Below are 22,471 nucleotides of genomic sequence, written 5' to 3'. Positions count from 1 at the left end.
AATAAGAACAACGACCAGCATGGTGGGGTCGCTGCTTGTACGTTTAAATTAGAACTAGTTTATTTAAAAATACCGAAACCACCGGTCCAGCCGATCTGTTCACTGGCGGCTAAGGTCATTTGGAGAAAACCAAAGGCTTCCATTTCACGGGCGCGTTTTAACGAACCGGCGTCCATCGTGACCAAACCACTGCCGTCTAAAGCATCGGCTAAGGCTTTTTTAGCGTCGGCATCGTCGGCGGCCATTAGCACCGTGGTTGGGTGGTCGTTACCAATTTGCTTAGCGGCGAGGGTGCCGGCGAAGGTGGTGTTAAACGCCTTGACGACCTTCGCTTGGGGCGCCTTGTCGGCTAAAATGGCAGCGGCGGAACTGTCCGCGGGGACGACCAGTTCGTCCCAAGTATCAAAGTTTAACGGGTTGGTGACGTCAACGACGACCTTACCAGCGAACTCGTCCGTGTGACTTTCAGTGATGCTGACCGCGGCGGCGTAGGGCACCGCCAATACGATAATGGCGCCTAAAGCGGGCACTTGGTCGTGTGAGCCGACGTACGTGACCTGGTTGCCAGCCGCCTCAAAGTTGCCGCCAATTGCTTGTCCCATGTTACCCTTACCAAAAATTGTAATTGCTGCCATAATACGATTCCTCCGTTCAAGTTAAATCAGTTTACTTATTAAAAGTAAGTCAAAAGTGTGAGAAAGTCAAGGGGAACCACTTTTAAAATGGCGTGCTAGGTCGCCGTTAATTGGTTGAGTATGGTACAATCACGGTATCAAATTAAAGGAGTCGCCTTATGACTAATCGTATTAGCACGGGGAGTGTGGCCTAGCCGGAAGGTTTCGTCACGTTTCACGGATCGTTACCTTCCAGAAGTCGTCACTTAACTTTTAGGAGGAATTTAAATTGATCAACGCACAAACTATTACTATTCGCAACGAACGCCCCGCCGACTATTTGGCGGTGGAACAGATGACCCGGCGTGCCTTTTGGAACTTGTACGTGCCCGGCTGTATTGAACACTACCTCGTACGGGTCCTACGCCAGCACGCCGATTTTATCCTCGAACTCGACCTGGTTGCCGAGTTAAACGGGACGGTGATCGGTAACGTCATGTATACCAAGGCCCAGCTAACGGATGAGCGTGGCCACGTTAAACCAATTTTAACGTTTGGGCCGCTCTGCGTTGCGCCGGAATACCAGCGCCAAGGGGTCGGTAAACGGTTATTAAACCGGTCGTTTACGTTGGCCCGAGCAATGGGTTACGACACGATCGTGATCTTTGGCATGCCCAGTAACTACGTCAGTCGCGGTTTTGAAAGCTGTTTAAAACACCAAGTTGCCAACGCGGATGGCAGCTATCCAGCCGCCATGATGGTTAAGCAGTTGGTGCCACACGTTTTGGCAGGGCACTCGTGGACGTACACGGAAAGTCGGGCCATGGAAATTGATCTGGCTGCGGCCGCCGCCTACGATGCAACCTTGCCGCCGTTACCCAAACACTGGCAACCGAGCCAGGAAGAATTTGAAATTATCAGTAAAGCCACGCTACACGAGACTGCTGAAAACTAAATAAGTTTAAAAAAGCGGCGCTGCAATTCAGAAGAATTGGGGCGCCGCTTTTTGGGGTGGGGTAACGGTTATTTCAGAATCGTCAACCGTTATTTACCCGTTAAATTTTGCTTGAAGAATTGTTCAAATTTATCAAACGGGATCACGTTAACGTCGTCGTAAAAGTCAACGTGTTGTCCGTGGGGTTCAACGACTAATTCTTTGGGTTCGTTGAGGCGTTTGAAGGTCGCTTCGGTGAAAGCCTTCGAATGGGCCTCTTCACTCGTTACCATTAAGACGGGCCGGGGGGAGATCTCGCCAATGCGCTGCGTAGCTTCAAAGTTCATGAAGCTTAAATTGGAAACGGCCGTGATATTGCGGGTCGCGTTTTGATGCCAGCCCCGTTTAAAACCATAAAAACTAAAAAATTCTTTCGAAATCGGATCTAATCCAGTTGGAAACTGATCAACGGGGTGTTCCGGGTAGTTCAGTGGAGCCTGATCTAAGTGCTCCCACCGCAAGTTACTTAACTGAATTAATTGTTGGTTGCGCTCCGTTCCCGTAGCCGCGTTAGCTAAGTGGGGGATGTCGTACATCACCGCCGTAGCGACTGCTTTGATCCGGGCGTCCTGAGCCGCGGCTGCTAATGCAAACCCGCCGGAGGCACAGATTCCCAGCACGCCGATCCGGTTGCGGTCAACCGAGGCGAGCGTTCCTAAATAATCCACCGCTGCTGAGAAATCTTCTACGTAAGTATCGGGGGAACCGCTAAAACGGGGCTGACCACCAGAATAACCGTGGTAAGCGGGGTCAAACGTCACGACCATAAATCCGCGTTGGGCGAGCACGTTTGCGTAGACGCCGGGTCCCTGTTCCTTGACACCGCCAAACGGTGCTCCGATGATCAGGGCCGGGGACTTAGCTGTCAAGTCTAAGTCCTTAGCGTAATAAAGGTCGGCCGCGATTTCAACGCCGAAGCGGGTTGGGTAATACACGTGTTTACGGACCACGTTTGCGTTGAGTTTAAAAATGTAGTGTTCGTCAGCCGCCGTGACGCGGGTGGCACGCATGTCATTAGTTGTCATTATTTTAACCTCTTTCTGAGTGTCTTTGGGTTTTAGTAACGAAATTATCAAGTAAGTGTAACGCTCGTTGTTGGTCACTCCCCTCAAAGCCGTGTCCGGCACCCGTGATCTTTTTAAAAGTTGCGTTCGGGAAGTTGTGGGCGGCTCGTTCGACGTATTTGATTGGTACAACGTCGTCACTCGTTCCGTGGACGATCAGTACCGGGCCGCGATACTTGGTCGCAATCTTCGTAATATCAATATTCAGCAACTTTTGGTAGTAGGCTTTACCCACTGAAAAGCCGAAAATATCGGATTCTTGGGGAATTTGACTAACCGAATGGTACCGGGCCTGTGCGTCGTGGGTGATGGAAAATGCCGGGTACATTAAAGCTAATCCTTGAATGTAGGCCGGGTGTTGTGAGGCGGTCAGGGCGGATACGACGCCCCCTGACTACCACCCACTAAGAGGACGTTGTTTTTATCAACGTCTTTTCGACTTCTTAAAGCCGTAATTACGGCGAGTAAGGACTGTTCTTCGGTGTAAATGGACATCTGGGTTTGTTTTAAGCCGGTACTCTGACCGTTGGTGCTACCACCGGGAAAATCGAAGGCGTACGCTAGGTAGCCCCGTTTAGCTAACCGGCGGGCATAAGCTTCTAGTTCTTGATAGTTACCACCAAGCCCGTGCGAAATGATGGCGATGGGACGGTGCTTGACGTTAGTTTTAGCCGTATAGAGGTGGCCAACGATCTTTTCTTTGTTATGGCGGACGGATAAGACTTGATCATTGAGTGATTTGTCCGTTACTACTTTATTACTTTTTTGATAGGACGGCCCCGTGGATGACTTGGTACTTTTATGAGCGCACGCACTAACCACCATGACGAGGGATAGCACTGTGCTGATGATTAGCCAGTGTCTTAGTTTAATTTTCATTTGTATTGACCTTCTCAATTTTTACCGTTGTATTTTTCGCCATTTTGCGGACGACTTTTTTGTAATCATGGTGATCAAAAGTACCGATGATGTGGATACCTTCATAATAATCCTCGGTACCCCAATAGAAAACGATTCGTTTATCGGGGGACCAGTAACCGATGCTCCCCGCGGTGCCGGCGTGACCACTCGGCATACCGGTGGTGGGTAGTGTGTGGTGCAAATCTGCAATTTTTTCCGGCATGTCCATGAAATTTCGGAATGTTAAGTCGACCGGCAGTTCCTGCGCAAAGGCCCGCGCGGCACTTGAATTATTTAAATGTGCAGTCAAACGAACCCCGTTGACCGTAATTTTAATGGCTTGACGGTGCGTGGCCGGTGTCGGTTGCACTTTTGAAGTTGCCCGCACGCTTTGGGGATTGGTAGGGTGCTGGCTGGTCGTCGCTGTGCAACCAGCGAGTAATACCGTCAATATTCCGGTAAGGCCCAAGATTAATTTACTTCGTTGAATTTTAAAAATATGAACGCCTCCTCAGTCATAACCTGCCATTTACAATATATTTAATACCGTACTATGTCCAATGCTTATTGGATATGGTGATTAATGCCTGGTAGTTATGCCTGACGTGTTAACCATGAAAAGTGTTATGAAAAAACAGTGGCCAGATTGCCACTGCTTTTGGTTTATTCTGTGGAATTGCTTGGTTTAAGGTCCGTTGTCAGTTGTTTAAGAAACGCGTCGGCGGCCGGGGATAACCGTTGGCCCTTGTACCAGACGAGGCTGGTACCGGTCGTTCGGCGCGGGGTCAGTGGCACAAAAATCAAATCGGACTGGTTGGTGTTAATAATCCCGTCAACGCACAGCGCGTAACCGACGCCGGCCGTGACTAATAGCGAGGCGTTGTATAGCAAGTTATAGGTCGCAACGACGTCAAATTGCGGCGTGCTTTCCCCGTACCACTCTTTAAGTAAGTCTAGAACACCGCGCTGACGGGAAACAATGATTTTTTGCCCCTGCAGGTCACTTAACTGAACGTGGTCGTTTTGAGCCAGGGGGGCGTTGCGGGGCATCAAGAGTCCCCAGCGACTTTCCCCGGGTAAGTGCATAAAGTTGAACTCCCCCTTATCGGCGGGTTCCATCACAACGCCAAAGTCGAAGTTGCCGGATTTGAGGTGGGTGCGGATCTCGTCCGCGTTAGTACTGATCAGGTTCACTTTAATTTTGGGAAACCGCGTCTGTAACTTTTGGACGGCTTGCGCCAGGGTTAAAAAACTGCGGGATTCCGCGCAGCCGATTACGAACGAGCCCGTCACTTCCTGTTCACGGTGCAGGTTGTCCACCGTTTTATCGGCTAACGCCAGGATCTGGTTGGCCTGGTTAGCAAAGTATTCGCCGTTACTCGTTAACTGGATGTTACGACCGTTGCGGGTAAAGAGCGCAACGCCGAGTTCTTCCTCGAGATCTTTAAGCTGACGGGAAATGGTCGGTTGGGAAACGTGCAGGCGTTCGGCCGCCCGACTAATGTTTAATTCGGTGACCACGGCCTGAAAATAGCGGAGTACGCGGAGTTCCATCATAACCATCCTTTCACTTAATTATTACAATTACGTATACTTTTAAATTCAATATAAGCATTAGACATGGCCACTGTCAAGCCTTATGCTGTTACTTGTCCAAGCGGCCCGGTTAACTGAATTGAAACGGTGGCGGGGCCGCCTACTAACAAACGAAACGGAGATTTTAAAATGATTAAAGATAAAGTTGTGATTATTACGGGTGCTTCGAGCGGGATCGGTGCGGCCACCGCGTTGCTACTAGCTGGTAAGGGTGCCAAGTTGGTGCTGGGGGCTCGTCGTGAAGATAAGTTACAAACCATTGTCAATCAAATCGAAAAAAATGGCGGCGAAGCGACGTACCGCGTGACCGACGTGACGGTGCCAGCGGATAACGAAGCCTTAGTCGCCCTGGCCAAGGAACGGTTTGGCAAGGTCGACGTGATGTTCTTAAACGCCGGTTTGATGCCGAGTTCACCGTTGTCCGAATTAAAGACGACCGAATGGAATCAAATGGTGGACGTGAATATCAAGGGCGTCTTAAACGGAATCGCCGCCGTGTTGCCAACCTTTAAGGGGCAGCGCTCCGGTCACGTGATCGCCACTTCTTCGGTAGCCGGGTTAAAGGCCTATCCCGGTGGCGCGGTCTACGGCGCAACGAAGTGGGCGGTGCGTGATTTAATGGAAGTTTTACGGATGGAATCGGCGCAGGAAAATAGCCATATCCGCACGGCCACCATTTACCCGGCGGCCATTCGCACGGAGTTGCTGGAAACCATTACCGACCCCGAATCCGCTAAGGGGATGCAGGACTTGTACGATCAGTACCAAATCGGCCCGGACCGGATCGCCAACGTGGTGGCCTTTGCCATCGACCAACCGGATGATACCAACGTTAGTGAGTTCACGGTCGGCCCGACGGATCAACCATGGTAATGACGAAACTAAGTTTGCTACGGGGGTGTTGGAGTTGAAAGCAACGTGCTGGTCGGCTGAACAGTTAAGTCAATTCGCGGGGGCGGATGATTTTCAAATCTCGCCCTTTTATAGTGATGGTAAAACGTACGGCACCCCGACCTGGATCTGGTCGGTCGTGGTCAACGACGGCCTCTACGTGCGGGCCTGGAACGGTCAGCGTTCGCGCTGGCACCGTTCGGCCGTGCAACAGGGTGGCGGACGCATTTTTCTGGCCGGCGCTAATCACGAGGTCCGCTTTGAAGCGCTCCACGATGAAACCGTGAACACCCTGGTGGATCAGGCTTACCGGGCAAAGTACGCCGGTAGCCCGTACCTGAATGCAATGGTTCAGGCCGGTCCGCGGGGGACCACGATGCAAGTGCTGCCTAAATAAGTGAGGTTAAGAAAATGAGTAAAGTGATGATCATTGGTGCCAACGGGGGTACCGCTAAAATTTTGATTCAACGGTTATTAGATGAAACTGACGACGACTTGATCCTGTTTTTAAGAAATGCTCAGCGGTTAAATCAGTATCAAGATAATTCACGCGTCACCTTAGTGGATGGTAACGTTCTGGATACCGCCGCTTTGGCCGCGGCGATGGCATCCGCCGACCTGGTTTATTCCAACGTTGGTGGGACCGACTTAGGGGCGCAGACCAAGGGTATTTTGACGGCCATGCATCAGACGGCTCAGCACCGGCTGCTGTTCATTAGTGCCTTAGGTGCCCACCACGAAGTTCCCGGTAAGTTTGGCGAATGGAACGAACAGGCGATCGCCGCCTTTTTACCCGGTTTCCGGGAAGCGGCGCGGTTGTTAACGGCTTCCGACGTTGACTATACGGAGATCCGCCCGGCCTGGTTAACGGATCAGGCTGAAGTCGACTACGAAACGACTAACTTGGTCGAAGACTTTAAGGGGACCGAAGTTTCACGGGCGAGTGTTGCCGATTTTGCCTTCAAAGTGCTGAACGACCCGACCCAGTACCAGCGGGCCAGCGTTGGTTTAAATAAACCGAATACGGCTGGTGACCGGCCAAGTTGGTTGTAACGGTCTCGCCCGAATAAGAAAGGTGTTCTATGAAAAAAATTGGACTGACGTTAATGGGGATGGGATTGCTGATCATCATCGGCATCCTACTGGTGTTACGAAATAACGGAACGTTTACGCCCAAGCACAATCAGCCAAGTGTCAGCGGCGTGGCGACGCGTTCAGAAAAGCGAACCAGTCAAGCGCGGCACAAGCGTGGGAAGGTCTTAGTCGTTTACATGTCGCACACCGGCCACACCAAGGCCGTGGCACGGGCAATCCACCGCCAAGTTGGTGGGGATCTTTACGAGCTGAAGACCCGGGAAAAGTACCCGCAAAAATACGAAAAGATGCTTAAAATTGCCCGGAAGGAACAAGATCAGCAACGGCGTCCCAAGTTAGCAGGGAAGTTGCCCGATCTAAAACCGTACCGGACGATCGTGTTGGGATATCCAATTTGGCTGGATAAAAACCCGATGGCCATCAACACGTTTTTAAACGCCTACCCAACTTTTAAGGGTAAAACGATCCTGCCATTTACCACGAGCGGCAGCAGTGGCCTGGGTTCCAGTTTGACGGAACTCAAGGCCAACGCCAAGCACGCACAGTTTGGTAAGGGGTTGGCGATCACGGCGGACGAATTAGATGACACGTCCAGCCTGGTTAAAAAGTGGGTCCAAACGGTGGGCCTCACCAATAATTAAAGAAAATAAGCAATTGAAAGCAGAGGGAGTCGATATGATCAAATCAACAACTTTAACACCGGAACAAAAAGTCTTGATTGCTAAGACTAAACCGTTGATCCAGCGGTTAAATTCGGCGGAACATACGGACGATGAAATTCGTCAGCTTTTGAGCACCATCATGGGCGAACCGGTTGATGCTTCTAACGAAGTCCGGTTACCATTTTTTACCGATAACGGGTTTAACACCCACCTCGGGAAAAATATTTTCATCAATACCGGGGTGACCTTCTCCGACCTGGGCGGCATCTACATTGACGATGACGTGTTGATTGGTCCCGGCGCGAGTCTCCTAAGCGTTGGTCACCCGGTCGCGCCAGCGAAGCGTCACGAATTGGAATTGCAACCGGTGCACGTCAAACGGAACGCTTGGATCGGCGCGAATGCCCGCATCTTACCGGGAGTCACCGTGGGCGCAAACGCGGTGGTCGGTGCCGGTGCGATCGTCACGAAGGACGTACCCGCCAATACCGTCGTGGTCGGGGTGCCGGCGAAGGTGATCCGGGAACTTGAAGCGTAAGCGACGGGTTATGACCGCCGCACATCAATAAAAAACGACGCCTAACGAAGAACAGTCAGTCTTCGGTGGGCGTCGTTTTATATTCACGTTGCTTGGATCAGATCTAGTAGGGCTTGCGCGGGGCCGGAGAACAATTGGTATTTTTTCCAAATCAGGTGCGGCCGGACGGTGATCGCCGGGGTAATTGGCCGGCAAACTAACTCAGTGTCGTGGTAATCGACGAGGTCGTCAAAAACGAGGGCGATCCCTAAGCCGCTCTCAACTAATTTCTTGGCACTCAGGTACATGCCGAAGGTCCCGGTAACGTTTAATTCGCGGGTGTCCTGTTGAAACCAGTCTTGTAAGGAGTGGTCGTCGAGGGCTGGTTGGTAAAGAATCAGTGGTTGGTTGCGAAGGTCGTTGGGCGTTAGCGTTGTCTTGTGGGCCAGGGGATGGTTGCGGGGCATTAAAACCCCAAAGTGGTCCGGTGCGGAAAATTCCACGGCGTTAAAAACGTGGTGGTCGATTTTACCAAAGTAAAGCCCGAGGTCGACCAGGCCGTTATTGACCATGTTGAGGACCGCTTCGTTATCGCCGTTACGGAGCTTAAGCGTTAGTTGCGCGCCCCGTTGATTTAATTGATGGACGTAGTGACCAACGTCACGGATCGCGTCGGTTTCGCTGACGCCCAACAAAACGTCCCCGGCGAGGGTGGTGTGGTCGGTTAACATTTCGTGATTGGTTTTATTCACGAGTTTGATGATTTCAGTGGCCCGCCTTCTGAGCAACAGTCCGTCGTTGGTCAGCGTTACGCGTTTGTTTTCACGGTTGAGGAGCGGTTTACCAAATTCCGCTTCTAAGGCCTTAACTTGGCGGGAAAGGGCCGGTTGCGAAATGTGCAGGTATTCGGCCGCGTGAGTGATATTTTCTTCCTGGGCGATAATGAGAAAGTTTTGCAATTGTTGTAAGTCCATTCTTCAACAACCTCTTTTGTAATGCATGTAAGTTATGGCAAACAATAATTAATCAGCATTTAACATTATACACCCAAGCCGATATGATAGTTAACGTAGTCAGGGGGTTCCGTGATGAAACTAAATCAAGCTGAAGTCGCCGCGATTTTAACGGATCTACAGTTGTCAGAACGGTGGATCAGAATTTTTCAGACCCAGAGTGTTCAGCAGCAGCGCGTCGCTTTAGATCAAACGCGCGCTGGGGTCCTCCACCAAATTCATCATTGTCAAGAACAGTTAGAGCAGTTGGATTACCTGCGTTACCAGCTTAATCGGCCGGTAACTGCGGAAAGAAAGGTGTTAAAAAATAATGGATCATAAAGTAATTGTCATTACTGGCGCTTCCAGTGGAATTGGCGCAGAATCAGTACGGGTATTAGCGCGCCAACACGCCAAACTGGTGATCGGCGCCCGGCGGTTGGAGCGGTTGGAAGCCTTAAAAGCCGAATTTCCAGACGAACAGATCTTGACGTTAAAAACCGATGTCACAAAGTTTGAAGACGTCCAAGCCCTAGTTCAACTCGCCGTTCAAAAGTTCGGCCGGGTGGACGTGCTGTTCAACAACGCGGGGGTCATGCCCGTTAACCCGTTAGTTAAGGGTGCCCGCAACGAATGGCAACGCATTTTGGACGTTAACGTGATGGGCGTGTTAAACGGGATCGCCGCGGTGTTACCGGTGATGGTCCAACAAAAGTCCGGCCACGTTTTAGCCACGGACTCGGTGGCCGGGCACGTTGTTGTTCCCAACTTTGCCGTGTACAACGGGTCGAAGTTTGCGGTGCGTGCCATTATGGAAGGGTTGCGGCAGGAACAGTACGTCAACCACATTCGAACGACCCTCATTTCACCCGGTTCGGTCAACACGGAACTTTATAAATCAATTCCGGACCCGGCCCACCGCCAAGCCGAGATCCAGACCGAAGCAACGATTGGGATCGACCCGCAAAGTATCGCGCAGGCCGTGGCTTTTGCCATCAACCAGCCGGATAACGTGGCCGTCAACGAAGTGATCATTCGGCCGACGGATCAGGCCGTCTAAGCTCGCTAATTTCGTTTATTAACAAATCAAATTAACCACTAACGGGGCTTCCCCGTTAAATCAACCAAGAGAAACGGAGCAATCTTATATGAGTAAACTAGCAAACGACACCCGGGTTTTTAAAATCAACCCCGCAATTGACGTTCAAAACGTCCGTTTTAATAATCGCTACGGTTTTAACCTGGCGGGGCACTTATACCTACCCTTAAATTTTGTCGACGATCAAAAGTACGCTGCCATTGTCATCTCCGGCCCGTTCGGTGCGGTCAAGGAGCAATCGAGTGGCTTGTACGCGCAAACGTTGGCAGAACACGGCTTCGTCACCTTAGCGTTTGATCAGTCCACGACCGGAGAAAGTTCCGGTGCGGTGCGCAACGTGGCGTCACCGGATCTCTTTGTCGAAGACTTTTCGGCGGCCGTTGATTTTATCGGCCTCCAAAAGTTCGTTGACCGGGACCGAATCGGGGCTTTGGGCATCTGCGGTTTAGGCAGTCACGTGTTGACCGCGGCGTCGGTGGACGTGCGGATCAAGGCCGTTGCCACGTCCGTAATGTATGACATGTCCGATTCCATGTGGAAGGGGCTCAATAACTCCAAGACCCCGGAACAACGCCAAATTGAAAAGCAGTACTTAGCGGACCAACGGTGGGAAGACGCTGAAAAGGGGACGCCGGCGACCGGGTTACACGAATTACCGTTTGACGATCAGAACCGGCCAATCAAAGCCGCTAAGTTGTTTAACGGTGACTTACCAGCCGGCGCGGACCCCGTTACCACGGAATTTTTCAACTATTACCGGGGCCGCGCTTACCATCCCCGTTCCGTCAACTCGGCCAGTGCCTGGACCGCCACGACCCCGTTGAGCTACTATAACTTCCCGTTACAGGCGCACATTGAAGACATTTCACCACGACCAGTGTTGATTGTTACCGGTGAAAAGGCGCACTCGCGCTACATGGCGGAAGAATCTTACCAACGGCTGCGTGATCCTAAGGAACTCGTGATCGTACCGGGGGCGACCCACACGGACCTCTACGATCAGATGAATTTGATTCCGTTCGATAAGTTTGCCAGCTTCTTCAAGGACAACTTAAAGTAGGCGGTCGTTTGATCAGGCAACCCGTGAGTTGAGCCGCAGTTTAGGTTTTTAGCATCATCAATCATTAAATGACAAAACCGGCCCACCAATTCTTTTAGAACTGGTGGGCCGGTTTTGATATCACGATGATTAAGGGCAGGTCAATCACTAGAGTAGGGTTGTACAGGTCATCATTAATTAGTGACCATAAACTTAAACGTGTTGCCATTGATTTCAATTTAAAGAATAATTTAGCTCTGAAGTAATCAGCGGTGCTGCTACCATTAATCAAATTATTTAATTAGTTGAGCGACCGGTGAAAAATATTTTTTAGTCGAGTGCGACCGCTGTAAACATTGGTGCGACCCAATTCTTGCCTTTTAGTGTTTTACTGAGCAAAAGGTGGGGTCTTTTTTTTATTGTGAAACGGGGTTATATTAACATGTAAGCGCTTGTGTAAAAGCACGGAATAATTCTAGGGGGTATTGATGATGGCTTATAAAACCGTTAATCCATATACAAATGAACTAGTTAAGGCTTATCCAGATGCAACTAACGAAGAAATTGAAACGGCAATTGCGACCGGTGACCGACTTTACAACCAGTGGTGGGACGAACCCGTTGCCAGCCGCGCCGCAACCTTGCACAAAATCGCTGATTTGTTACGGGCCAACGAGGATGAATTAGCCCGGATCGCGACGGTCGACATGGGGAAACTTTACGCGGAATCTCAGGGTGAAGTGGAACTATGCGCCATCATCGCGGACTACTACGCGGAACACGGTGCCGAAATGTTAAAACCAACGCCCATCAGCAGTCGTAACACCGGGGACGCCGAAATTTTACACCAGGCGACCGGCGTTTTGATGATGGTCGAACCGTGGAATTTCCCGTACTACCAAATTATGCGGGTCTTCGCGCCGAACTTCATGGTCGGTAACCCGATGATTTTAAAGCACGCTTCCAACACGCCGGGCTCGGCGGCCGCTTTTGAAAAGGTGGTTACGGATGCCGGCGCGCCGGCTGGTTCACTGACGAACCTGTTTGCCAGTTACGACCAGGTGGCCAACATCATTGCCGACCCGCGGGTTCAAGGTGTTGCGCTGACCGGTTCCAAACGGGGCGGTCAGTCCGTCGCGGAAGTTGCCGGTAAAAATTTGAAGAAAAACTCGATGGAATTAGGCGGCTCGGACGCCTTCGTTGTGTTATCCGACGCGGACGTTGATAAAGCGGTCGACTTAGCATGGCGGGTGCGGATCTACAACGCCGGTCAAGTTTGCACGTCAGACAAACGCTTCATCGTTGCCGATAACTTGTATGACGAATTTTTGAAGAAGTTAAAGGCCAGCTTTGAAAAGTTGGTACCGGGTGACCCGATGGACCCGAAGACGACGATCGCGCCGATGAACTCCAAGCGGGCCAAGGACAAGTTACAGGGTCAAATTGACAAGGCGGTGGCCGGCGGTGCTAAGGTTTACTACGGTAACCAACCGGTTGATCTACCGGGGCAATTTATCCAACCAACGATCCTAACCGACATTGACAAGGACAACCCTGAATTTTACGACGAAATGTTTGGCCCCGTCGCCCAAGTCTTTAAGGTGTCTTCCGATGAAGAAGCCGTAAAACTCGCGAACGACTCCGAACTCGGATTGGGTGGGATCGTCGTTTCCGAAGACGCCCAGCACGGTCGCGCAGTTGCCGAAAAGATTGAAACCGGGATGGTCTTCGTGAACTCGTTCCTAGTTTCCTTACCAGAATTACCATTTGGCGGGGTCAAGGGTTCCGGCTACGGTCGTGAAATGAGCCAGCTTGGCCTGACCGCCTTTACGAACGAAAAACTAGTGGTTACCGCGCAGGAACCGGATTGGAACAACCCGGCCGGCGGGTTAGCCGTTTTTAAATAAATTAATTCGTGTTTAGCGCTGGTCACTTTGATCAGCTAGCAAAAAGGATCACCGGGGGTTTAAACTCCAGTGGTCCTTTTTGATGTGAAACGATGACAATCACGCCTGTTTACGACGGATCTAATCTGTTTGGTAGGTTAGTGCCGATTGGAGTTGCCAAATTCCGCCAACATGGTTTGCAGGGAAACGGTCCGTTTGCCATCCGCGAGCCATTTCTGATGGGCGGTTTGATAAATCTGAGCGTCGTATTCGTCTTCTAATTGATCCAGCGAGTACGTTTTCATGAGTTCCGAGAGACTGATGCCGTGAAAATTGGCCATCCGTTGAAGCCATTTCTTTTCCGCGGTACTGACTTTAATGTTGATGGTTGCCATAGTCATTTACCTCCATGGGTTACATTGTAATATGAAGGCGGTATTAAGGCCATTGAATTGCGCTTGCCAGTTTGCGTTTGAGTGATTTAACTGTACCTAATCCACGGGCTTTAAGGCTCCAACATGTCGATCATTTGGATCTTGCGATTCAAGGCCATGACGACCAGCGAGAAGAGCGCCGTTAAAACGACCAAAATACCAAGGTTGAGCCAATTCAGACCCGACACGACCATCGCGCGGTGGCCGGGGCAGGACGGTCATGATGCAGGCTTGGAAGGTATCACCCACGTCCAGGCCGATGAATCACGGTGTTCGGATGGATTAATTATTGTAAAATAAAGATAAAAATTAGAAACAGGGGTGTCAGGCAATGGAACCAAAAAATATTTTAACGGTCACGACGCGCGCCGCGTTTCGGGACTGGTTGGTCGCTAACCACGATCAAGCCACGGAATGTTGGATCGTGGCCAAGAAGGGGAAAAAACGACCGACCGACGTGATTTGGTACTTGGACGCGGTCGAGGAGGGGCTCTGTTTTGGTTGGATCGATACGATCCATAAATCGATCAACGGGGTCAATATGCAAAAATTTATGCCTCGGGCTAAAAAGAGTCCGTGGTCGGAACTGAATAAGGAACGCTGTCGCCGACTCGAACGCCTCGGGCTGATGACGCCGGCTGGCCGAAAAATTTTGCCGGACATGTCCGCGAGCGGGTTTGTGATCGACGCCGAGATCCAAACGGCGTTTGATCAGCACCCGCGGGCTTGGCAAAACTTTACGCGTTTTCCGGTCCTATATCAGCGGGTCCGCATCGATAGCATTCAGCGGGATAAACGTAAGGATCGCGCGGTTTTTGACCGCCGTTTGAACCGCCTGATCGACCAATCGGAACAGAACAAAATGTTTGGCGACTGGAACGATTACGGCCGGTTATTGCACGATTGAGGACCTGGCCGCGCAGTGTTTTGCTATGCTAATAATTATTTTTATGAGAGTTTGGTTAATTTTGCTAAACGCTTTTGTTATACTAGCAGGGATGATTAGGAAACGGAGCGGAGGTTTTTTAGTGAATTACCAACTTTTATTATTTGATTTAGACCAAACTTTATTTGATACCAACACCAACGCGGAAAACGCGTTACGTAAAATGCAATTACCGTTTGAATTTACCTTTAACGCCGATAAGATCAATTACTGGCACCGGCTGCAAGCACAAATGTGGGCCGGCTTGGAACGCAAAGAAATGACCCGCGACGAGCTGATCAACACGCGCTTTAGCAAGTATTTTGCCCACTACGACATTGCAGCGGACGGACCGACGTTGGAACGCCAATTTCAACAACGCTTCTTTGCGGAACATACCTTAATGCCCCACGCGCGGACGATGCTCACGCAGTTGAAGCAACGCTACCACTTGGCAGTCGTGTCTAACGAAGTCCGGGCCAAACAAGTCCGGCAAATGGGTGACGCGCACATTGACCAGTTTTTTGACCGGCTATTTTTGGCGGAAGAGGTCGGTTTCAGTAAACCGGACCAGCGCTTTTTCCAAACGGTCAAGGCTAAGTACGCTACGGTCGACCCGGCCAACATGCTGGTGATCGGCGATTCGTTGACCGCCGACATTCAGGGCGCGCGGGCCGCTCACCTGGATAGCGTCTGGTTTAACCCCAACCACGCGGCGCAACCAGCAACCAACCGACCACGCTACGAAGTTAATGACTTGCAGCAGTTAGTGCCGTTGTTGGCGGACTAACGGGCTGGAAAGTTTGATAAAATGAAAAATCGGACCACCATGGAATGTTGCTATGGTGGTCCGATTTCAGCTTTACGGATTAACGGAAAATTAATCCGATTGTTCGGGGTAATCTTCACCATAAATAAAACGGTGGAGTTTGAAATACTGTTCACCCAGTTTACGCTCATTTTGGTTATCTTTAGGGTGGTAATACTGGCGCCCACCTAATCCCTTGGGCATGTAGTTTTGTTGGGCAATCTGGTGCGGACTCTGAAACGGACTGTGGGTCAGCCCGCCGCCGGTCATTTCCTTGGCGTGCTGGTAGTGCGAATCGCGGAGTTCGCTGGGCATCGGGTGCTGGTTGGGGTGCTCACTATCCTGGTCCAGCTGTTCCCAGGTCTCGTCAAACGACCCGGACTTGGGCGAGATACACATCAGCATCGTGGCAAACATCAACGGGTACTTGGCTTTGGGCATGCCGACTTTTTCGGCCTGGTTAGCGGCGACCACGATCTGGGTGACCTGCTGCGGGTTGGCTAAGCCGATGTAGGTGTAGGGGATCTCGCGCAACCGCCGCACGACGGAGGGCAGGTCGTCATTTTTCAAGAGAACCGCTAAGTAGTACAATGCGGCGTCGGTGTCCGAACCGGCCATCGAATCCGAGTAGGCGGACAGGTAGTCGTAGTGTTTGGTGGCTTTGCGGTCGTAACTAAAGTGCTGCTGGCGGGCAAAGTTCTGAACGGCGGCGACGGTCAGTTTTTGGGGCTCCACGGCGTGTAACGTTTCTAAAATATTTAGTGCGACCCGCAGATCACCGTCGGCCGCCACGGCGATCAATTCGAGGGCCTGCGGTTCGATCTGCTCAGTATCCAATTGGTACACGTCGGTGACCGCCCGTTGCAGCGTCGTTTGGATGTCCGCTTCGGTCAGCGGCTGAAATTCGAAAATCTGACAGCGCGAGCGGATCGCCGGCACGATCGACATGATTGGGTTTTCGGTCGTCGAACCGATCAGCATGACGTGGCCGTTTTCTAAGTGCGGTAGTAAGAAGTCCTGCAACGTTTTGGTCATGCGGTGGATCTCGTCGATCAGCAGCACGAACGACTGGTGCGGGTAGCCTGCGACGGCGTCGGTCAGCTTGGCCTTGTTGTCGATTGAAGCGTTAAAGGCCACGAACGGGTAGTCGTTTTGCGCCGCGATGATCCGGGCCAAACTGGTTTTACCAGTCCCCGGCGGCCCCCAGAAGATCAGGGGAATGTTCACGTGTTGATCGATGATCTGCCGCAGCGGCTGACCGGGCGTTAACAGGTCGGGCTGGCCCACCATCTGATCAAGTGACTGTGGTCGCAGCTGGTCGGCTAAGGGTGTTTGAAATGCCAAAGTTAGGGTCCTTTCTGAATGCTTCTAAGTAACCTTATCATAGCACGAAGCCATAGAAACGTTGATGAATGAGGTCGGCCAATTAATTGTAAAATTAACGAATGCCATTTCGCACGATGACCGCAATGAGGCTAAAACATCGTCATTTAGCAATTAATAAATGATGGCCGTGAAATTAAAATCATCACCAGCGTCCGCTAGAATAATTTTAGGGAGTCAACCACTCCCGACTGAAGTCGGAAGCTTGTGAGAGTTCCCCATAACGGGGTAACGACCACAATTTGCTTAGATACAGCGATTGCCGATAAATCGGTCTTACATGCTAATTACCAAAGCCTTTAACGTCCGCAGGTTGCCAGACGGACGAACAAGTTAGGCCCTTGCTAAGCCTTTTGCCAGAATATTTTGTGCGGCGTTATGGTCACGGACATGGTGCGTACCACAGTGCGGGCACGTCCATTCACGGTCACGTAACGTTAATTTAGCCGTGTTAGCCGTCCCCATGATAAACCCGCAGGCATGGCAAGTTTGCGTGGTGTTACGCGGATTGACTGCGACGAACCGGCGCCCGTATAGATCAGCCTTATAGCTCAACATACTTAGGAACGTCCGCCAGCCCACATCCGCAATGCTCATTGCGAGGGCGTGATTTTTCAGTAGATTTCGACTGCGCAGTTCTTCGGCCACAACTAGTTCGTGGTTTTTGATCAAGGTTGTGGAAAGGCCGTGCAGAAAGTTTTTACGTTGATTAGCAACACGGCGTTGGAGGTTCGCTACTAACACTCGTTGGCGCTGATAGTTAGCCGCCGACCGTAAAGACCGATGTTCCCGTTTGGCGCGCCGTGCCCGCCGGGAAAGCTTCCGTTGTGCCTTAGCTAACCGGCCTTTAATCGACCGGTAATAGCGGGGATTGGCAACAACGTTTCCCTGTGAGTCCGTCAAGAAGTTCTCAGTATTAAGGTCAATGCCCAGTGCTGATTTGGTTGCTGGCAACTGCTTAACAAACGGCTGCTCAGCGCCGAGTTGCATGGAAAGGTAATAACGGCCCGTAGCGTCCATGCTAACGGTAGTCGTGCCAATTCTAATAGCGGTGTCACTGGTCAGTAGGCGACTAGGCCAGCCCTTGAAACGTAACTTACCAAGTTTCGGCAACCGTACAAAGTGCTTATCGAGTAACCGCACTGACCCGTTGTATAGGCTTGGTTGGCTGATTTGGGCGGCGTATTGCGCTGACGTTTGATATTTTTGTGCAATTCGTTTCTTGTGAAAGACCGGTGTTCCGGCATGGTGCACTTGTCGGAACAGTTTCCATGCCGCGCGGTAGTTCTTAATCGCATTGGCTTTCATCAGACTATCCAAGTCGGGGTCATTCAGCCAGCCGTGAAGATTTGAAATGCCAGTTGACGGTCGTTTCAACCGATCTTCGAGGGTCTTGATCCGTTGTAACACTAACGAAATTAGTAATTTAACTTGCCGTAATTCGTACAGCTCGCGGTTCATCCCGTTCATGGCGTTATAAATAAAGCGGCTGGCGTCACTATTCTTTTTGATAAGCTGCTTTTGTCGACTGGATGGGAAAATGCGAACTTTAACTCCGTAATGGTACGGTAATTGTGCCATAGTTTGACCCATGGATAACACCACCTTGCAAGCTATATTATATCGCCAACGGGAACGCTAGTTCTATCAAAAACAACTCCATTTCGAGGATGATGTGCATTCAAGGGGCTGTGACAAAAGTCACAGCCCCGTTTTTATCTCCGAACAATTATTGTCGAAACGTGCGCCAAAAGTCAGCGGGCTCCGCTTAACCACGTATGTCAAACAATCCAAACCCAGGATTATTCGCCATACGCCGTTAATGCTCACCAGCTAACCGACTTTTGGCACACTCTGTTTTTTGCATCTCGGTTAAAACCAGTCCGCTTCAAAGTTGACTGACGGTCAATTTTGAAGTATGCTGATCAGCATGTTAACCACGGGTCAATTTTGAAAGTGAGCGTGAACGTTATGGCGAATCAATATACAACTGATCAAAAGGATGCGAAACGGCAGTCAATCATGGACGCGGCCGTGCAGCTGTTTAAAAGACACAGCTACTCAGAAATCACGATGAAACAAATCGCCGAGACGGTCGGCACTTCTAAGGGCACGCCTTTTCACTACTTCGCCACTAAGGAGGACCTCTTTATGAGTGTCCTGCTGGAAAACTACCAGCGGTTCTTTGCCGACCTGCTCGTCCAACTAGCGGACTATCCAGCAATGTCGGCAGCCGCCTACGTTGATTGGATGGTTGCGCAAACGGCCAACCTGATCAAAGAGCACGCCGTACTAGTCCGCTTGAATACGATTCGGGGACCGATTTTAGAGGGGAAGGCGAACATGGAAGAGACCGTTAGCAAGCGCAACGAGTTATACGCCATCAGTAAACGGGTCGGCCAGGAACTGGTTGAAAAAACGAACGGCCTATTGAGTCAGAGCCAATTTAGCCACCTGTTCATCATCCAAAGTGGCATTATTAGCGGTTTGATGAACATGGCGTCCCTCACGCGGTTTAACCACACGGAGCTCAAGGTCGATTACCCCGATTTTGAAATTGACTTGGTCCCCGAAGCCCAAACCCAAATGCAATTTTACTTGAAGGCCTATTTAAAGGAGCTGAAGCATCATTAATCAAACACGAATTCGAAATTTTGCGATCATCGCCCACATTGACCACGGTAAGTCGACGTTAGCGGATCGGATCATGGAAGCCACCCAAACCGTCAGTCAGCGTGAACAGCACGCGCAACTACTGGATGACATGAACGTTGAAAAAGCCCACGGGGTCACCGTAAAGGCCCGCACGGTGCGTAATTATTACCACGCGGATGATGGTCAGGAATATGAATATAATTTAATCGATACGCCGGGCCACGTGGACTTTACGTACGAAGTCTCCAAAAGCCTGGCCGCCACCGAGGGCGCGATTCTATTAGTCGATGCGACCCAGGGGGTTCAGGCCCAAACGATCGCGAATTACCGGATCGCCAAACGTCATCATTTAAGCATTATTCCGGTCATTAATAAGGTCGATATCGGTTCGACGGAGGTTCAACGAACCCAGGAACAGCTTGAAACTTTGGACGCGACGTTTACCAAGGCGCGGACGCTACTGATCTCGGCTAAGACCGGGTTAGGCGTCCACGAAGTGTTGGAAGCCATCCATGAGCGGATTCCCGCGCCTCAGGGTCACCCGGATCAACCACTGAAGGCCCTGGTTTTTGATTCGCTGTACGATGCTTATCAGGGAATCATTGCGTACGTGCGTTTGATAGACGGCCACGTCCACCAAAATGACGACTTGCGGCTGATGCAGACTGGTGAGGCGTTCAAGTTAAAAGCACTCGGAACGTTTGACCCCAACATGCAGCCCGAAAAAGCGTTACGGACCGGTGAAGTTGGTTACGTGGTCACGGGCTTAAAGGACCCGCGGGCGGTTCGCGTGGGGGAGACCCTCACGTTAAAAAGTCAGCCGACCGCAGCCGCGGTGACCGGCTATTCGCCCGCGCAGCCGGTAGTCTTTGCGGGACTCTTCCCGAAAGATAACGATTACGAGACGTTAAAAAGTGCCATCTTAAAATTAAGTCTCAACGATACGTCGTTTTCGTATACCGAGGAGCGCTCCGAGGCGTTAGGGATGGGCTTTCGGTGCGGCTTTTTAGGCGCCTTTCATTTACAAATCATTCGGGAGCGGTTAAAAGCGGAATTTGGCCTGGACGTTTTAACGACCGCACCGACCGTGACTTACCAGGTTTTATTAAAGAATGGTCAGCGGCTGCTGATCCAAAACCCGGTGCAGTTTCCGGCCTTTAGTTTGATCGAAGAAGTGCAGGAACCCTTCGTGAAAGCGGAAATTACGATGCCCAGTGATAGTTTAAGCGCGGTGCTTAAGTTAGTTGATGGCCATAAGGGCGAGTTGTTAGATATGAAAAATGATAACGACCTAGTTGTCATTATCATTAAGATCCCGTTATCGGAAATTGCGTACCACTTTTTCTCCGAATTAAAATCCGTTTCGCACGGGTTTGCGAGTTTGAGCACGGAATTTTTAGACTACGAGGTCGGTGACTTAGTCAAAGTCGAGGTTGACATGAACTATACCGCGGTCGACGCGTTGGCGTTCATCGTGCACCGCAGCGATGTCAGTGCGATGACGCAGGCCCTGGTCCACCAGCTCAAACGGACCGTTCCCCGCCAGCTTTACCCGACGCCCGTCCAAGCAGTGGTTGAGGGGAAGGCGGTTGCGCGCGTCGACGTTCCACCGTTAAGAAAAAACGCCGCCGTGAATGGCGACGCCCACAGTATTTCTAAAAAAGCGGCACTGTTACGACGCCAAAGTATCAATAAAAGGCAAGCGGCCAAAAACGCAATCAAGCTGCCCCAAAGCGTCTTTAACGCGATTTTGGAACTTTAAGGCGCTGGTAGAACGGCTGAAAATAGCCTAGGCCGGTTAACTTTCAAATAAGTCCGCCGTTCATCCTGACCAAGTTCAATTTTTAGCGCTTTCATCACTATCATCATATAATTAAATTAACAAACTGATTTAAAACTAATTGAAGGTAGGTTGAAACATGTCAAATCAAATTTTAAACGCCACCATCAAGTTGAATAACGGTCTAACCATTCCCCAAATGGCGTTAGGGGTGTGGGAGATTCCCGATGACCAAGTGGCCGCCGCCGTTCAAAGCGCGGTCAAAATCGGTTACCGCCACATTGATACGGCGCAGGCTTACGGCAACGAACGGGGCGTCGGTGAGGGGGTCCGCAACGCGGGCGTTCCGCGGGATCAGTTGTTCGTCAATTCCAAAGTGGCCGCTGAAATCAAGGATTACGACCAGGCCAAGCAGTCGATCGACGAGACCTTGGCAAAAATGCAGCTGGATTATTTGGACATGATGATCATCCACAACCCGCAGCCGTGGAAGGAAGTCAACCAAAGTACGGATCGCCACTTTGAAGGCAACTTGGAGACCTGGCGCGCGATGGAAGACGCCGTTAAAGCCGGCAAACTCAAAACCATCGGGGTCTCTAGTTTTAACCAGGCCGATCTTGATAACCTGATCCAAAACAGTGCCACCAAACCGGCGGTTAACCAAGTCCAAATTCACATCGGTGAAACGCCCACCGCAATCATCGACTACTCGCAGGCGCAGGGGATCGCCGTGGAAGCCTTCTCGCCGGTCGCCCACGGGGCCGCTATGCGGGATCAACGCATCAAAGCGATGGCGGCAAAGTACCAAGTCAGCGTGCCGCAGTTGTGCATCCGTTACGACTGGCAACTAAACACGATCGTTTTACCGAAGTCCGCCAATCCGGAACACATGGCGGCCAACGCCGACATCGACTTTGTGATCAGTGATGCCGACATGCAGACTTTAAAGGCCATTAACGGAATGGACTACGGCGATGCCAGCGTCTTCCCGGTCTTTGGGGGTAAACTGTAACCGTCAAACGCGGCGTTTTCGATAATTAATTAGTAGGTAAAAATTCTCCGGGCGCGGCGTCCGGGGAATTTTTACGTCCGTTATTGATAAGTTTCTCTGCCGTTTAATTGCGTTTTAAATATAGT

At 50.9% G+C, this 22,471-nt stretch carries 26 protein-coding genes; 15 read left to right on the top strand and 11 right to left on the bottom strand.

The features are described from left to right. Positions 1–59: 59 nt before the first annotated feature. A complete protein-coding gene (locus D1831_RS09945; protein ID WP_125072790.1) occupies positions 60–635 on the bottom strand; it encodes an NADPH-dependent F420 reductase in 576 nt (191 codons plus the stop codon). Between the two features lie 334 nt (positions 636–969). On the opposite strand from D1831_RS09945, the gene D1831_RS09940 reads away from it, so the two are divergent. Continuing rightward, positions 970–1,569: a GNAT family N-acetyltransferase gene (locus D1831_RS09940; protein ID WP_404819897.1), complete on the top strand. Its 600-nt coding sequence runs from the start codon at positions 970–972 to the stop codon at positions 1,567–1,569. Positions 1,570–1,658: 89 nt separating this feature from the next. On the opposite strand, the gene D1831_RS09935 is transcribed toward D1831_RS09940, so the two are convergent. From D1831_RS09935 to D1831_RS09915, 5 genes are all read right to left on the bottom strand, one after another. Continuing rightward, complete coding sequence (locus D1831_RS09935; protein ID WP_225422847.1) at positions 1,659–2,633, bottom strand: alpha/beta hydrolase; 975 nt, start codon at positions 2,631–2,633, stop codon at positions 1,659–1,661. Positions 2,634–2,637: 4 nt separating this feature from the next. Continuing rightward, entirely contained in the window at positions 2,638–3,000 is a 363-nt protein-coding gene (locus tag D1831_RS09930) for an alpha/beta fold hydrolase (protein WP_125072789.1), read from the bottom strand. 41 nt (positions 3,001–3,041) lie between these two features. Next, complete coding sequence (locus tag D1831_RS09925) at positions 3,042–3,551, bottom strand: alpha/beta hydrolase (RefSeq protein ID WP_125072788.1); 510 nt, start codon at positions 3,549–3,551, stop codon at positions 3,042–3,044. After that, positions 3,541–4,023 carry a cyclophilin-like fold protein gene (locus tag D1831_RS09920; protein WP_158610659.1) on the bottom strand — a complete coding sequence of 161 codons (483 nt, stop codon included), beginning with the start codon at positions 4,021–4,023 and terminating at the stop codon, positions 3,541–3,543. The genes D1831_RS09925 and D1831_RS09920 overlap by 11 nt, the downstream gene beginning before the upstream one ends. Before the next feature lie 212 nt (positions 4,024–4,235). Continuing rightward, entirely contained in the window at positions 4,236–5,126 is an 891-nt protein-coding gene (locus D1831_RS09915; protein ID WP_125072786.1) for a LysR family transcriptional regulator, read from the bottom strand. A gap of 171 nt (positions 5,127–5,297) precedes the next feature. On the opposite strand from D1831_RS09915, the gene D1831_RS09910 reads away from it, so the two are divergent. Genes D1831_RS09910 through D1831_RS09890 form a run of 5 tightly spaced genes read left to right on the top strand, consistent with a single transcriptional unit; the run spans position 5,298 to position 8,354 of the window. Further along, complete coding sequence (locus D1831_RS09910; RefSeq protein ID WP_125072785.1) at positions 5,298–6,041, top strand: SDR family oxidoreductase; 744 nt, start codon at positions 5,298–5,300, stop codon at positions 6,039–6,041. A 34-nt stretch (positions 6,042–6,075) separates the two neighbouring features. Then, positions 6,076–6,456 (top strand): DUF2255 family protein, encoded by a 381-nt coding sequence (locus D1831_RS09905; RefSeq protein ID WP_225422845.1) that lies wholly within the window; start codon positions 6,076–6,078, stop codon positions 6,454–6,456. A gap of 14 nt (positions 6,457–6,470) precedes the next feature. Then, positions 6,471–7,112 carry an NAD(P)H-binding protein gene (locus D1831_RS09900; protein WP_125072783.1) on the top strand — a complete coding sequence of 214 codons (642 nt, stop codon included), beginning with the start codon at positions 6,471–6,473 and terminating at the stop codon, positions 7,110–7,112. Positions 7,113–7,141: 29 nt separating this feature from the next. Further along, positions 7,142–7,795 carry a flavodoxin gene (locus D1831_RS09895; protein WP_125072782.1) on the top strand — a complete coding sequence of 218 codons (654 nt, stop codon included), beginning with the start codon at positions 7,142–7,144 and terminating at the stop codon, positions 7,793–7,795. 34 nt (positions 7,796–7,829) lie between these two features. Beyond that, positions 7,830–8,354 carry a sugar O-acetyltransferase gene (locus tag D1831_RS09890; RefSeq protein ID WP_125072781.1) on the top strand — a complete coding sequence of 175 codons (525 nt, stop codon included), beginning with the start codon at positions 7,830–7,832 and terminating at the stop codon, positions 8,352–8,354. A gap of 83 nt (positions 8,355–8,437) precedes the next feature. Here D1831_RS09890 and D1831_RS09885 read toward each other — a convergent pair whose 3' ends face one another. Then, positions 8,438–9,307 carry a LysR family transcriptional regulator gene (locus D1831_RS09885; protein WP_125072780.1) on the bottom strand — a complete coding sequence of 290 codons (870 nt, stop codon included), beginning with the start codon at positions 9,305–9,307 and terminating at the stop codon, positions 8,438–8,440. A 114-nt stretch (positions 9,308–9,421) separates the two neighbouring features. On the opposite strand from D1831_RS09885, the gene D1831_RS09880 reads away from it, so the two are divergent. From D1831_RS09880 to D1831_RS09865, 4 genes are all read left to right on the top strand, one after another. Beyond that, positions 9,422–9,667, top strand: a complete 246-nt coding sequence (locus D1831_RS09880; RefSeq protein ID WP_125072779.1) for a hypothetical protein — start codon at positions 9,422–9,424, stop codon at positions 9,665–9,667. Next, a complete protein-coding gene (locus D1831_RS09875) occupies positions 9,657–10,385 on the top strand; it encodes an SDR family oxidoreductase (RefSeq protein WP_125072778.1) in 729 nt (242 codons plus the stop codon). The genes D1831_RS09880 and D1831_RS09875 overlap by 11 nt, the downstream gene beginning before the upstream one ends. Positions 10,386–10,473: 88 nt before the next feature. After that, positions 10,474–11,484 (top strand): alpha/beta hydrolase, encoded by a 1,011-nt coding sequence (locus tag D1831_RS09870; protein WP_125072777.1) that lies wholly within the window; start codon positions 10,474–10,476, stop codon positions 11,482–11,484. A gap of 470 nt (positions 11,485–11,954) precedes the next feature. After that, a complete protein-coding gene (locus D1831_RS09865; RefSeq protein ID WP_125072776.1) occupies positions 11,955–13,370 on the top strand; it encodes an NAD-dependent succinate-semialdehyde dehydrogenase in 1,416 nt (471 codons plus the stop codon). Positions 13,371–13,507: 137 nt separating this feature from the next. Here the strand turns inward: D1831_RS09865 and relB are convergent, their stop codons facing one another. Next, entirely contained in the window at positions 13,508–13,744 is a 237-nt protein-coding gene (relB, locus tag D1831_RS09860; protein ID WP_125072775.1) for a type II toxin-antitoxin system RelB family antitoxin, read from the bottom strand. 110 nt (positions 13,745–13,854) lie between these two features. Next, positions 13,855–13,977, bottom strand: coding sequence for a hypothetical protein (locus D1831_RS14845; protein WP_263853684.1), 123 nt, complete (start codon positions 13,975–13,977; stop codon positions 13,855–13,857). 137 nt (positions 13,978–14,114) lie between these two features. On the opposite strand from D1831_RS14845, the gene D1831_RS09855 reads away from it, so the two are divergent. Further along, positions 14,115–14,690, top strand: coding sequence for a YdeI/OmpD-associated family protein (locus tag D1831_RS09855; RefSeq protein WP_125072774.1), 576 nt, complete (start codon positions 14,115–14,117; stop codon positions 14,688–14,690). 121 nt (positions 14,691–14,811) lie between these two features. Continuing rightward, a complete protein-coding gene (locus tag D1831_RS09850) occupies positions 14,812–15,498 on the top strand; it encodes a YjjG family noncanonical pyrimidine nucleotidase (RefSeq protein ID WP_158610658.1) in 687 nt (228 codons plus the stop codon). A 90-nt stretch (positions 15,499–15,588) separates the two neighbouring features. Here D1831_RS09850 and D1831_RS09845 read toward each other — a convergent pair whose 3' ends face one another. Continuing rightward, positions 15,589–16,860: a replication-associated recombination protein A gene (locus tag D1831_RS09845; RefSeq protein ID WP_125072772.1), complete on the bottom strand. Its 1,272-nt coding sequence runs from the start codon at positions 16,858–16,860 to the stop codon at positions 15,589–15,591. 372 nt (positions 16,861–17,232) lie between these two features. Further along, positions 17,233–18,492, bottom strand: a complete 1,260-nt coding sequence (locus tag D1831_RS09840; protein ID WP_125072771.1) for an RNA-guided endonuclease InsQ/TnpB family protein — start codon at positions 18,490–18,492, stop codon at positions 17,233–17,235. A gap of 378 nt (positions 18,493–18,870) precedes the next feature. Here D1831_RS09840 and D1831_RS09835 point away from each other — a divergent pair, with 378 nt between their 5' ends. The 3 genes from D1831_RS09835 to D1831_RS09825 all read left to right on the top strand — a co-directional run bounded on the left by D1831_RS09835 (position 18,871) and on the right by D1831_RS09825 (position 22,346). Beyond that, the gene (locus tag D1831_RS09835) at positions 18,871–19,533 is read left to right on the top strand and encodes a TetR/AcrR family transcriptional regulator (protein ID WP_125072770.1); all 663 of its coding nucleotides are present in this window, start codon (positions 18,871–18,873) and stop codon (positions 19,531–19,533) included. Continuing rightward, a complete protein-coding gene (gene lepA / locus D1831_RS09830) occupies positions 19,529–21,316 on the top strand; it encodes a translation elongation factor 4 (RefSeq protein ID WP_125072769.1) in 1,788 nt (595 codons plus the stop codon). Before D1831_RS09835 ends, lepA begins: the two co-directional genes overlap by 5 nt. 157 nt (positions 21,317–21,473) lie before the next feature. Then, entirely contained in the window at positions 21,474–22,346 is an 873-nt protein-coding gene (locus tag D1831_RS09825) for an aldo/keto reductase (protein WP_125072768.1), read from the top strand. The last annotated feature ends 125 nt before the right edge of the window (positions 22,347–22,471 follow it).

The sequence above is a fragment of the Lactiplantibacillus garii genome, from assembly GCF_003885105.1.
Lineage (GTDB): Bacteria > Bacillota > Bacilli > Lactobacillales > Lactobacillaceae > Lactiplantibacillus > Lactiplantibacillus garii.
This window is presented reverse-complemented; position numbering and strand designations above follow the sequence as displayed.